Below are 12,697 nucleotides of genomic sequence, written 5' to 3'. Positions count from 1 at the left end.
AAATTACTTCACCTTGTCTAACGTGAATTTAACTTTGTCTTTGTTAGCAACGGCTTGTTGATCGGCACCTTTATTTGCCCATTTACCGTTAATTGTATAAGTCCAATAAATCTTCTTCTTAGGATTTTGCTTCTTACCATCGATTGAGGTAATAAAGCCTTTAGTTTCTTGTACTTTCCATGCTTTTTTCAGACCTGTAATTACCTTAGCTTTTTTCTTAGGAATTTTAACAGATTTGGTATCTACAGTCTTTTTACCTTGTTTCAAAGTATAGTTGACTGTAATTTGATTTTTAGCAGTATTTTTTGTAGCAGATGAATTACTATTTGAACTTCCCGTTAAAAATAAAGCCAAAAAGGCAACGATTGAAAATAATAAATTAAATTTATGCTTGTTCTTCATTTTTTCCTCCATGTAAATTATTTGATTGGGCAGGCCCCGCCTTCACAATCAGTTTGTCCTACAAGTTCTAATCCCTTTTGATCATCATTTTGCTTAGTAAATACTTCTTCAACATCATCTGTGATTAAAGCAGCTCTTTCTTCATAAGTTTTCTTGTTAATTGGCTCTTTGGGAGCCTGCTTCAGTGAACCACCATAATAAGGAAGAAGAGAGGTAGATTTAATGGTGTGTCTGTATTGGCGAAGCAATGGTGCGATTTCATCATTTTCATCCGATTGGAAAGTAATGGTGCAGCTAACAGCATTATCGGACCAGTATGTTTGTAAGAATGCTTGTGTCGCAAACTGTTCTTCGATTGAGACAGTTCCAGCTGAAGCAAAGTTTTTACTATCTGCATGAGCTGCGCGTAATGGAAATTCAACACAAATAGTGTTCTTAGTGTAAATATCTGGTTCGGTGTGATAGCCACATTCTTTCAAAGCAGGAAGTAATGGATCGCTAGCTTGGAAACGAATTCTTTGAATTAAGTAACCAGCATAGTGGAAATGCATCCCTTCTGATACACCAGCTAATTTAGCTACTGTACCAGATGGTTTAACTGTAGTGTGTTTAATTGATGGATTAACGCCTAATTCTTCACTGTAGGCCTTGTCTGCTGTGATAACAGCTTTATATAAACTGTCAACCATTTCAATTCCTTTTGGATCATAGATTGGCTTTTTAATTTTTTCACCACTTTGTTCATCAACAGCATCTTCAAAACCTGTGACTACTCTGTGACCCAAATCATTTAACAGCCAATCTTGAATACCAGACATAGAAACACCAATTCTGCGATTCTTTTGAATAATCTTGCGTGAAACTTCCCAGTCATAATGGCTGAAGGTAACTCTCTTAGCAAAACGAGTAGCTAAAGTGAAAGCTTCTTTTAAGTTCCATCCTTGTTTTTCAGCTGTATATGGGAAAACTTCAAACAAATTACATGGTTCACCATTAGCTAAAGAAATTTCACCACAAGGATTTGTACCTTCAACGTCGTCGTCAATCCCAGGTTGGTAGCCATCAACGATTCGACCATAATTGCGTGATAAATCAAGGTTAACAATACCAGGTTCACCATTATGTAAGATTCCATCAGCAATTGGACCGTAATTATTGAATTTAGAATTAATGGCTACACTGTTGTTAGAAGCCCAACGGTGGTGATAAAGCTTTTCTTTGTCTTGCTTCATCTTGATGAAATCTTGATCGTCATTAGAACCAAGAGCAAGTTCAGCTGAACGACGTACGTTGCCAGCTACAACCGTTTTACCAATTAAATTGCAAATATCTGTTGCGTCTACAGCGGTTAAATTCTTGCCCACACGAGCATTGATAACGTTATTAATATCAATGAACATTTCAACTAAAGGCATTGGACCTGAAGCAGTACCACCGAAGCCGTGAATTTTAGCACCATATGGACGAATATCGCTAATATCCAAAACCAGTTTGGTCTTTTGGTCAGGATTAGTATTGTTAAAGTGCATATCAATTAAACGGGCATTGGCAAGAACCCAACCTTCACGGGTATCAGGTAATCTGTAGTAAATTATGTCATCGTGATCGGGATTTTGCTTTTCCCATTCATCTTTATCAACAGCACCAACTTTGATTGAAGCATCGTGTGATTTACTGCTCTTATTGATAACGACAGTTAAATCAATCTTGTTATCGACTTTAGGAATTTGCTTGATGTTGCTGTTAACAACTGAAAAGCCTACGCCGCCGCCTTTCATCAATTGATCAAATAAGAAGGAGAAGGGCATGGAAACGGCTTTTTCTCTTTTATCAATGTAAGTAGGGACAATGTGACTGTCACCATATTCTTGAGGACGAATAGCAATAAACCAGCAATTATTTAAAGAATCACCGGTACGCTTTTGATAATCAGTTCCCGAAATCCAAAGATTACGACCGGAAGGTGTAGCAGACAAACCGTATGTTAAACGAAAAAGTTGCTTAGCCTCATTAGTTAATTCATTGATGACTTCTTCAGAGGGAGTGCCTTGAAGACGTGGGTCAAGGTTGACGTTACCTTCAATTACACGCTTGACTGTTTCATCCCAATTTTCTGAACGATTCTTTTCTGGTAACCAACGAGCATAAGTTCTTTTGTAAGTTACCCAGCCTAGTTCACCCCAATGAGGTTTAATTTCATGTTTCACTTGATCAATAAAGTCTTGATCTAGTTCGATTCTAGTAGATGACACGATTTTCACTCCTAAAATTTATTATTGTTTCACAAAACACATTATGTATGATGCATTACTAATTGTACCACAATATCTTGTACCTATGGATAAAAATATGGTGGATAGTTTTGATTTGTAAAATACAAATCCTATTAGAATAGGGCTAAAAAATTATAAATTTTTTTAAGTGAAATATAGTATAGATTTAAAAAATGGAGAAAGCGATCATGTTACAATTTAAGACATAGGAAAACGAGGTTTTATTATGAGTACAGCATGGCAAAAATTTAAAAATAATGTGCTATTACGCAGATTTGTTGTATTTTTATTGATCGTAGCTTGTTTGTATGAGATGCGAGCGATGATGAATACAATTTTGTTGACGTTTATTTTCACTTATGTGATTGTGCACTTAATCCATTTAGTTCAGCGTTATATCCCTAAAATGCCGACAGGAGTTATAGTTGTAGTTACATATTTGATAATTTTGGCATTATTGTATTTCGTTATAACGGTTTATTTGCCAATGCTGATAGTGCAGATCAGTAAAATGGTGAAGTCCGTTATGGCCTTTTATGAAAAAAATGAGTCTTCACGACTAGTATCATATATAACGCGTTACATTAGTAAAGGTGAACTCGTGACGCAGGCTAAACATGCTATGACGTTTGCGTTTCATACTGCTACTAATATAGGGACGCTTACTATTGCTACATTTATGTCTTTGATTTTGAGCTTCTTTTATACGATTGAACTAAACAAGATGAAGGAATTTTCTAGTTTATTCGTAAAGAGTGGTTATTTAAAATGGCTTTTCGAAGATATTCGTTATTTTGATAAAAAGTTTACTAATACTTTTGGTGTAGTGCTTGAAGCTCAGTTCTTTATTGCACTTTGTAATACTGCTTTGACGGTAATTGGCTTGGTCATAATGAAAATGCCACAAATTGTTGCACTAGGCTTAATGGTCTTTCTCTTAAGTTTGGTACCAGTTGCTGGTGTAATTATTTCATTGATTCCACTTAGCATTATTGGTTATTCAGTGGGCGGAATTCGATATGTGATTTATATTTTCATTATGATTATGATTATTCACGCTGTTGAAGCCTATGTATTAAACCCAAAGTTTATGGCTAGCAAAACGGAATTACCTATTTTTTATACTTTTTTAGTATTACTTGTGGCAGAACATTTCTGGGGTACTTGGGGCTTGATTGTTGGTGTACCAATCTTTACTTTCTTCTTAGATGTGTTAGGTATTAAATCATCAAAGAAGAGCGATAAGAAAAAGGCAGAACAAAAATGAGATTATTACTTACGGGTGATAGCATAATTGCACGTAAAGAAGGCAAAAATGAGCCACACATCAATTGGAACTTAAAACAGGTATTACCTAAGCTAGAAATTGAGAATACTGCGGTATCTGGTATTAATTCAGGTGCTTTTTTAGCAAGATTAAATGAATTAGTTTTGAGTGTAAAACAATGTGATAATTTGATGATTTTGCTTGGAACTAATGATTTAGCGACGCATAAGCAAGTTCCGTTAAATCAATTTAAACAAAATATGGAATTTATTTGTTCAGCAGTGATTTGTAAGTATTATCCACCACATGTTTTACTCATTTCACCACCTGCTGTTGATGAAGAAAAGCAGCATGTGCGTAATAATGGTTTAATTAAAAAGTATAGTGAAACTATTCAAAATATAGCTGAAGAATATCATTTCGAATATGCTGATCTGTGTCAGGCAATGCTAGAAGCAGGAGATATAAAAAAGATTTCCCAAGGAATAAAAAATGATGGCTTACATTTTGGAGATTTAGGTTATGAGATATTGGCTAAGTTGATTGTAGAAAATTTAAAACGTATATAAAAAAGAGGCGTAACGCCTCTTTTATTTTTCCTAAATTATTTAATCGCAGCCCATATTAATCCTCCAACGGCAAATAGTGCTAAGAAGGGGATTAATAAATAGGCACAAAATACAAAAATTAAACCAACCAAAATTAGAAAACCTAAAATTTTAATTAGGCCAATTCCTAATTTGAAAAATAACCAAATTAGGAAGATGGTTAATAAAAGTGAAAGCATAATACACATACCTCCATGTCTATGAGAATATTTTACTATTAAGAATTAAAAATAGGGTAGATTAGACATCAAATTTTTATAATAGGGTAGATTAGACATCAAATTTTTATAAAAAGTAAAGAAAAAATGTAATTAAGTTACCGTTAACATATAAAACTGTATTGAAAGCTCTTTCTGTAATCGGTATCATTTAAAACAATGAAAGCGATTTATGAGAAGAGGAAAAAACTTGGAGCAAAAGAAATCAGGATTGCCCACACTTGCTAGTACCACGATTTGGATGATTAGCTTAGGATATTTGGGTGTACAAATTGCATTTACTTTGGAAACTTCACAAATGAGTAGAATTTTCCAAACGTTAGGAGCTGATCCAACAAAATTAGGCTGGTTCTTTATCTTACCACCTTTAGCTGGGCTTTTAGTTCAACCAGGAATTGGATCTTTATCAGATCGTACTTGGATTCCTAAAATTGGTCGTCGTTTGCCATATTTATTGATCGGAATGGTTTTTGCTGTAATAACAATGATCATTTTGCCTAATGTAGGTAGTTTCGGTTTAGGTTATGGTTCTTTAGAAGCACTCGTTTTTGGTGCTGTTGCAATCGCTGTATTGGATGTTGCTTCTAATATGGCGATGCAACCATTTAAAATGATGATTGGTGATATGGTTAATGACGATCAAAAGTCATATGCCTATGGTATTCAAAGTATGCTTTCAAACTTTGGTGCTGTAATTGCTGCATTCTTCCCATTTTTATTAACCAGTTTAGGTGTTGCTAATACTGCTAAGAAGGGTGTAGTACCTCAATCTGTTGTAATCTCATTTTATGTTGGTGCAGCTGTTTTAGTAGTAACTTCATTATTTACTATTTTTAGAGTTCATGAATATGATCCAGAAACTTATGCACGTTATCACGGAATTAAGGAATCAGATAATAAAGAAGGCGGCGGCTGGATTGAATTATTAAAGAAAGCCCCTAAAGTGTTTTGGCAAGTTTCATTAGTTCAATTCTTTAGTTGGATTTCTTTCCAATATCTTTCAACTTATGCGACTGGAGCAATTGCACAAAACGTATGGCATACTACTTCTGCGTCTTCATCTGGTTACCAAATTGCTGGTAATTGGTTTGGTGTATTGACTGCTGTCCAATCAATCGCAGCTGTGATTTGGTCATATGTTTTGGCTAAGGTGCCAAATAATCATCATAAATTAGGTTATGGTGTAAGTTTATTCTTAGGAGCTATTGGTTATACATCAATCTTTTTAGTTCATTCACAAATGATGTTAATTGTTTCCTTTATTTTAATTGGAATCAGTTGGGCAGGTATGAATACTTATCCCTTAACTATGGTATCTAATGCTTTATCTGGTAAACATATGGGAACATATCTTGGTTTGTTTAATTGTTCTATTTGTTTACCGCAGATTGTAGCTTCACTACTTAGCTTTATCATTTTCCCACTTGTAGGAAATTCAATGCCAGCTATGATGTTGATTACTGGTATCTCAGGATTTTTAGCTGCATTGTCAGTAATTAGTATTAAAGAAACCTATGTAAAATAATAAAAAATCTGAAATTAATTCCAGATTTTTTTGTAAAGTAAAACCGTGTTATGAGGAGTGATCACAACACGGTTTTTATTTTGGTATTCAGAAGTTATTTGATGAATCTTGATCTAGATTAGTCTTTAACAACATCCTTGGTGTTTAACCATTGACTGCTATTGATTTTAACAATCTTCTTACCGCTAACTTTCTTAACATCCTTGGCGGTATAAGTTGAACCCATTGAGACTTTTTTGGAAGTCTTTTGACCTTTAGAATTTAAAGTGTTAACAGTTTGGTTCTTAGTATCTTTTACAGTAACAAAGATTTTGTCGCCTTTTTTAATAGCTGGGTTAGAAGGCCTAACTTCTGAAACCCCAAGTTTTGGAGCATTAAAACTAGCAGCTTGAGTAATTGAAGCACTAGCACCCAACAAGCTCATTGAAGCAACTGCAACAGAAACAACTTTAACTAATTTATTTGATTCTAACATAATGAATACCTCGTATTTCTATATCACTAATTGTTTGGAACTTTTGGTTCCTCATTCCTTACACTTTTTATTATATAACCTATGTTATTAAATGCAAGAGGTTATTTAATATTTTTCCTAAAATATAAGTTCATAAAAAGTTTCTATAATAACGATTATTCATTTTTGTAGAAAAGTGTTGTAAAGATTATTAAATAAGCTAATTACGTTATTAATCCGTGAAATACTGCAAAATATCTTCCTCAGTTAACTTCTTTTTCTCTTCACCTTTAACGTCTAAGACAATTTGACCACTATTTAAAATAATAGTGCGATTGCCATACTTAATTGCATCCCTCAACTGATGTGTGATCATAATACAAGTTAATTTCTCTTCATGAACCACTTTATTCGTTAATTCAAGTAGTTCACGGCTAGTATTAGGATCAAGCGCTGCCGTATGCTCATCAAGTAAAAGTAAATCAGGTCTGTTAATTGTGGCCATCAAAAAACTAAGTGTTTGTCTTTGACCACCAGATAGATTTCCAACGAATGTATTTAAACGTTCATTTAATCCATTAGGAAGCTGAGAGGTTTTTTGCTTAAATTCATCCATATGTTTATCCAGTTTTCTGAGATGTAACCCACGTCGCTGTCCACGTTTGGTGGCTAACAGTAAATTTTCTGCGACTGTCATTCTTGGAGCGGTTCCCATTTTAGGATCTTGAAAAACTTGAGCGATATATTTAGCTCTTTTTACTTCAGACAAATTGGTTAAATCACGATTTTTTAAAATGATTTTTCCACTGGTAGGAGTAATTGAACCGTTAATAATGTTGAGCAAAGTAGATTTACCAGCACCATTGGTTCCAAGTAGCGTAACGAAGTCGCCATCTTCTAATTTTAAATTGATATTCTTAAGAATTTGTTTTTCTTCATTAGTACCCACATTAACTGTAGTAATAATATTTTGTAAATCTAAAATTGTACTCATGGTTTTTGAATCCCTTTTTTAAGCAATTTAGTCATATGTAATTTCTTTTCAAATAGTGGAAGCATCATACAGATAGCTAAAATAATTGCAGAAATTAACTTGAAGTCGTTGGTGCTGAAACCTAATTGAAGGACTAAAAGTAAAATTAAGCGATAGATAATACTACCAATGACTACAGCAATTAAACGAGCAGTCAAACTTAAGTTGCCATAAACAACTTCGCCAATGATGATGGCGGCAAGACCAATAACCATGGTTCCGATACCCATGTTGACATCGGCATACCCACCATTTTGTGCTAAAAGTCCACCGGCAAGACCAATTAAGCCGTTAGAGAGCATTAAGCCTAAGATCTTCATATTATCGGTGTTAATTCCAAGTGAGCGAGCCATCTTTTCATTATCACCGGTTGCAATAAAACTCTGACCAAGGTCAGTATTAAGAAATAATGCCAATAAAAAGATAATGACTATTGCGAAAATTAGGCCAACAACAATGGTAGGAAAGTTTGCTGGTAATTTCTCCAAAAAATGTTCATTAAGTAAAGTGGCTTTGTTTAATAAACCTACGTTAGCTTTGCCTAAAATGCGTAAGTTAATTGAGTAGACACCAGTCATCGTTAAAATTCCAGCAAGTAAAACTGGAATTTTTCCCTTAGTATAAAGAAGACCAGTGGTTAACCCAGTTAACATACCACCTAAAAAAGATAATGCTGTAGCAATTAAAGGGTTAACGCCGTTTACTAGAGCACTAACGCAGATAGCTGCACCAAAAGGAAATGTTCCTTCAACTGTCATATCTGGGAAATTTAAAATTCTAAAGGTTAGAAAAAGACCGAGTGCTAAAATACCCCATAAAAGTCCTTGTCCGATAGTTGATGTAATTAGACTCATTTGATAATCCGTCCTTTCTTTTGTGCGGCTTTAATTACACTCTCTGGAATTTGAATGTTTAATTCATTAGCCGCTTTTTGGTTGATTACGGTTTCGTAACTGGTAACTCGTCTAACAGGAGTATCTGCAGGATTTTTACCTTTTAAAATTTGACCAGCCATTTTACCAGTTAAAACCCCCATATCGAATTGGCTGACGCATCTAGTGGCAAGACCACCCGACTTAACCATAGTATCGGCAGCAGGGAAAACAGGAATTTTTGCTTCATTTGTTGCTTTAAGCAAAGTTGCAATACCTGAAGCTACAGTATTATCAGTAGGTACATACACTGCTTGAACTTTACCAGCCATCGTTTGGGCAACTTGTTCGATATCATTGGTAGAAGTGATGGTATAGGGACGGACTGTTAAGCCGTCTTTTTCAGCTAACTTTTTGAATTCGCGGTATTCAGAAGCAGATGAGTCATCACTAGAGGTATAAATGACGCCGATTGTTTTGGCTTGGGGTAAAATTGTTTGTAAAAGTTTTAATTGTGCACCGACCGGTTGTCTGTCTTGAACCCCTGTAATTTTTCTACCGGGGTGACTCATGGTATTAACCAAATGAGCACCAATTGGATCACTGACAGCTCCCATGATTACGGGAGTATTTCCTGGTTGATTGGCCAGGGATTGAACAGCTGGGGTAGCAATTCCAATTGTGACAGTGGCATTTTCTTGATTAAAACGATCGCTCATCGATTTTAAATTACTTTGATCACCTTGAGCATTTTGAAAATCAATTTTAATGTTTTTTCCTTCTTCATATCCTTCATCTTTTAAACCTCGAATAATTCCGCGATGAATTTGATCCAAAGCTGGGTGAGACATGGTTTGTAAAATACCTACCACTTTCTCTTTTTGTGCTGTATTTTGTTTATTTATTTCTACAACAAATGCAGCAATTAAAAAGAAGAAGAGACCAATAATTGTTCCGATTAATCTTTTCATAACTTACTCCTAATAACAAAAAAAGACATTTCCGGTTTTTACGGGAAATGTCCAAAACAAAACCCGCACGTTTATTAAATCCGTGCGGGTTACTTTTTTCATGAAGATTTACCAGCACAGATGCGAAATATCTGAGTCGCATCTGTGCTATTAAGCGTGCAGAAACAACTCTAGTGCTGGAATTGCCAACGATTGATTACTACATTCTTAAACATGGTTAAATCTTCCTTTCATTCAAATTACTTGTTGCCACAATTTTAAATAGTTATTAAAAAGATGTCAATCAATTTTTTCACTTGATTTAAAAAATTGATATAATTAATTTCCGAGAAAATAAGGAAAGGACTAATGACATTGCGCTATAAACAAATTATTTTTGACGTTGATGATACTATTATCGATTTTGCAGCAACTGAAGATTTTGCTTTGCACAGTCTTTTTAACGCCCACCATTGGCCACTATCTCAAGAACTTCAGCGCCAGTACCATGCTTACAATCAAGGATTATGGCGCAGACTTGAACAAGGTGAATTAACTTATGAGCAGTTAAGCGAAATGACTTTTCACGATTTTATTAAAGATCATTTCAATCTTGAAATCGATGGAAATAAGGCGATGGATGAATATCGTTCATATTTTGGTGAAGCACATCAATTATTGCCAGGAGTAGAGGATACTTTGAAGTTTGCTAAAAAGCAGGGGTATAAATTAACTGTTTTGAGTAACGGTGAAAAATTTATGCAAAATCATCGTCTGGAATTAGCGGGTGTAAAAAAATATTTTGACTTGATTGTTACTTCTGAAGAAGCACATTATTCTAAGCCTAATCCGCATGCTTTTGATTATTTCTTTAGTAGAACCGAAATCGGTCCTGATGAAACTGTCTTTTTTGGCGATGGACTACAATCTGATATTTTGGGTGCAGAAAAGTATAATTTTGACAGTATTTGGTATAATCACCGCCATCGTAAAAATACTTTGCATCTACACCCAATTTTTGAAGTGGAAAACTATCCAGAATTTGTTAAATTAATGCAAAATAATTTTCAAAAGAAGTATTAATTGAATTAACTTAGTAGGTATTTTATCTTTGAGATAAGATACTTTTTTGTTTTAAGGTGAAATAATCAATGAAAAAAATAACAATGGGAATAGTTGCTCACGTTGATGCGGGTAAGACTACTCTTTCAGAAGGCTTACTATATAAGGCTGACAATATAAGAACTTTAGGAAGAGTTGATAATGGAGATGCATTTTTAGATACAGATGCACTAGAAAAAGCTCGCGGGATTACTATTTTTTCGCATGAAGCTAAGTTGATGACGGATAATTCAGACATTACTTTACTAGATACTCCAGGACACGTTGATTTTGCGTTTCAAACAGAAGAAATTCTCAGTGTGTTAGATTATGCAATTTTAGTAATTTCTGCTTCAGATGGTGTTACTAATTATACGAAGACTTTATGGAATTTGCTTAAGAGACATAATGTTCCAGTATTTATTTTTGTTAATAAGATGGATACAGTGGGTGCTAATAAAGTCCAGGTTTTAGATGATATTCAAACTAATTTGTCACAAAATAGCGTTGATTTTTCTAAGATTGATGACAATTTTTATGAAAATATTGCAGCTAGTGATGATGAGTTATTAGAGAAATATTTAAATGATAATCGAATTGAAGATACAGATATTCAAGATTTAATTGAGAAGCGAAAAGTTTTCCCGATATATTTTGGTTCCGCATTAAAATTGACAGGTATTTCAGAATTTTTAACTAGTCTTGATCAGTGGACTAAAGAGACCGATTTGGGTAAAGATTTTGCAGCAAGATGTTTTAAAATCACACATGATAAAAATGGTGAACGTCTAACGTGGTTAAGAGTTTTAGGTGGCGAATTAAAGGCAAAAAGTGAGCTGAATCATGAAAAGGTAAATCAACTACGTGTTTACAATGGTGAAAAGTTTACAACGGTTGCTTCGATTGGTGCCAGTGAAATAGTTGCGGCGACAGGCTTGACTAAGACTTACCCGGGTGAAGGTTTCAATACTTCAGATGCATTAAATGCAACGCTTAAACCTGTGTTAACTTATCGAGTTAATTTTGAACCTGATGATCTACATGCATGTTTAAATGCTTTGAAAACTTTAGAAGATGAAAATCCTCAATTGCATGTTACTTGGTCAGAACATCTACAAGAAATGCACGTTCAGGTAATGGGTAAGATACAGTTGGAAATTTTAGAACAGCTTTTAAAAGAGCGATTCAACTTAGAAGTTGATTTTGATCAGGGGAATATTCTATATAAAGAAACAATTATTGATTCCATTGAAGCGGTAGGTCATTTTGAGCCACTACGCCATTACGCAGAAGTACATTTATTACTTGAACCCGGTGAAAAAAATAGTGGTGTTGTTTTTGAAAATAAGTGCAATTTAGAAGTTTTAACTAAAAATTGGCAACATCAAATTATGACTGCATTAAAATCGAAAGAACATCTTGGCGTGTTAACAGGGATGCCAATTACTGATTTAAAAATTACACTTATTAGTGGTAAAGGAAGCATTGTACATTCGGTTGGTGGTGACTTCAGAGAAGCTACATACCGTGCAGTTCGTCAAGGATTAATGGAATTGAAGAGTCAAAATAAATTGCAGTTACTTGAACCTTGGTATGATTTTCACTTGGAAGTGAGCCAAGATCAAGTTGGTCGTGCGATGAATGATATTCAACGCATGCACGGCAATTTTGATAATCCAGAAAATATTGGTGATCGTGTGATTATTATTGGAAGTGCACCAGTTAGTGAAATGCAAGATTATGCAGCTGAAGTACGTAGCTATACTCATGGTGATGGAAATCTAGAATACGTGGTTAAAGGTTATTTGCCATGCCATAATACTCAAAAAATAATTGAAAAAATGGCTTATGATCCAGTCTCCGATTTAGAAAATACGCCTAATTCTGTCTTTTGTTCTCATGGTGCAGGTCATACAGTAACCTGGGATAAGGTGCCCGAAAAAGTTCAATATCCATATAGTTATAGATGAAAATTTATTGCATAAAGTGAAACA

At 34.4% G+C, this 12,697-nt stretch carries 12 protein-coding genes; 5 read left to right on the top strand and 7 right to left on the bottom strand.

Annotated elements, in window-relative coordinates:
• Positions 1-3: 3 nt before the first annotated feature.
• The gene (locus SO785_RS08505; RefSeq protein WP_015613271.1) at positions 4-402 is read right to left on the bottom strand and encodes a DUF4430 domain-containing protein; all 399 of its coding nucleotides are present in this window, start codon (positions 400-402) and stop codon (positions 4-6) included.
• A 17-nt stretch (positions 403-419) separates the two neighbouring features.
• A complete protein-coding gene (nrdJ, locus tag SO785_RS08500; protein ID WP_003549289.1) occupies positions 420-2,654 on the bottom strand; it encodes a ribonucleoside-triphosphate reductase, adenosylcobalamin-dependent in 2,235 nt (744 codons plus the stop codon).
• Between the two features lie 247 nt (positions 2,655-2,901).
• Between nrdJ and SO785_RS08495 the strand changes: the two genes are divergently transcribed.
• Both SO785_RS08495 and SO785_RS08490 read left to right on the top strand, forming a co-directional pair.
• Positions 2,902-3,942, top strand: coding sequence for an AI-2E family transporter (locus SO785_RS08495; protein WP_003549287.1), 1,041 nt, complete (start codon positions 2,902-2,904; stop codon positions 3,940-3,942).
• A complete protein-coding gene (locus SO785_RS08490) occupies positions 3,939-4,511 on the top strand; it encodes an SGNH/GDSL hydrolase family protein (RefSeq protein WP_003549286.1) in 573 nt (190 codons plus the stop codon). Before SO785_RS08495 ends, SO785_RS08490 begins: the two co-directional genes overlap by 4 nt.
• A gap of 35 nt (positions 4,512-4,546) precedes the next feature.
• Here SO785_RS08490 and SO785_RS08485 read toward each other — a convergent pair whose 3' ends face one another.
• Entirely contained in the window at positions 4,547-4,729 is a 183-nt protein-coding gene (locus tag SO785_RS08485; protein WP_003549283.1) for a hypothetical protein, read from the bottom strand.
• A gap of 229 nt (positions 4,730-4,958) precedes the next feature.
• Here SO785_RS08485 and SO785_RS08480 point away from each other — a divergent pair, with 229 nt between their 5' ends.
• Entirely contained in the window at positions 4,959-6,293 is a 1,335-nt protein-coding gene (locus tag SO785_RS08480; RefSeq protein ID WP_015613273.1) for an SLC45 family MFS transporter, read from the top strand.
• 118 nt (positions 6,294-6,411) lie between these two features.
• Here the strand turns inward: SO785_RS08480 and SO785_RS08475 are convergent, their stop codons facing one another.
• The 4 genes from SO785_RS08475 to trpX form a co-directional block, all read right to left on the bottom strand.
• Positions 6,412-6,768, bottom strand: coding sequence for a hypothetical protein (locus SO785_RS08475; RefSeq protein ID WP_003549279.1), 357 nt, complete (start codon positions 6,766-6,768; stop codon positions 6,412-6,414).
• 211 nt (positions 6,769-6,979) lie between these two features.
• Positions 6,980-7,741 (bottom strand): ABC transporter ATP-binding protein, encoded by a 762-nt coding sequence (locus SO785_RS08470; RefSeq protein ID WP_003549277.1) that lies wholly within the window; start codon positions 7,739-7,741, stop codon positions 6,980-6,982.
• Positions 7,738-8,634 (bottom strand): ABC transporter permease, encoded by an 897-nt coding sequence (locus tag SO785_RS08465; RefSeq protein ID WP_003549276.1) that lies wholly within the window; start codon positions 8,632-8,634, stop codon positions 7,738-7,740. Before SO785_RS08465 ends, SO785_RS08470 begins: the two co-directional genes overlap by 4 nt.
• Positions 8,631-9,623, bottom strand: a complete 993-nt coding sequence (trpX, locus tag SO785_RS08460; RefSeq protein WP_011254013.1) for a tryptophan ABC transporter substrate-binding protein — start codon at positions 9,621-9,623, stop codon at positions 8,631-8,633. The genes SO785_RS08465 and trpX overlap by 4 nt, the downstream gene beginning before the upstream one ends.
• Before the next feature lie 354 nt (positions 9,624-9,977).
• Here trpX and SO785_RS08455 point away from each other — a divergent pair, with 354 nt between their 5' ends.
• Positions 9,978-10,685, top strand: a complete 708-nt coding sequence (locus SO785_RS08455) for a YjjG family noncanonical pyrimidine nucleotidase (RefSeq protein WP_025079808.1) — start codon at positions 9,978-9,980, stop codon at positions 10,683-10,685.
• A 68-nt stretch (positions 10,686-10,753) separates the two neighbouring features.
• Complete coding sequence (locus tag SO785_RS08450; protein ID WP_011254014.1) at positions 10,754-12,673, top strand: elongation factor G; 1,920 nt, start codon at positions 10,754-10,756, stop codon at positions 12,671-12,673.
• The last annotated feature ends 24 nt before the right edge of the window (positions 12,674-12,697 follow it).

It is taken from the genome of Lactobacillus acidophilus (assembly GCF_034298135.1).
GTDB classification, from domain to species: domain Bacteria; phylum Bacillota; class Bacilli; order Lactobacillales; family Lactobacillaceae; genus Lactobacillus; species Lactobacillus acidophilus.
This window is presented reverse-complemented; position numbering and strand designations above follow the sequence as displayed.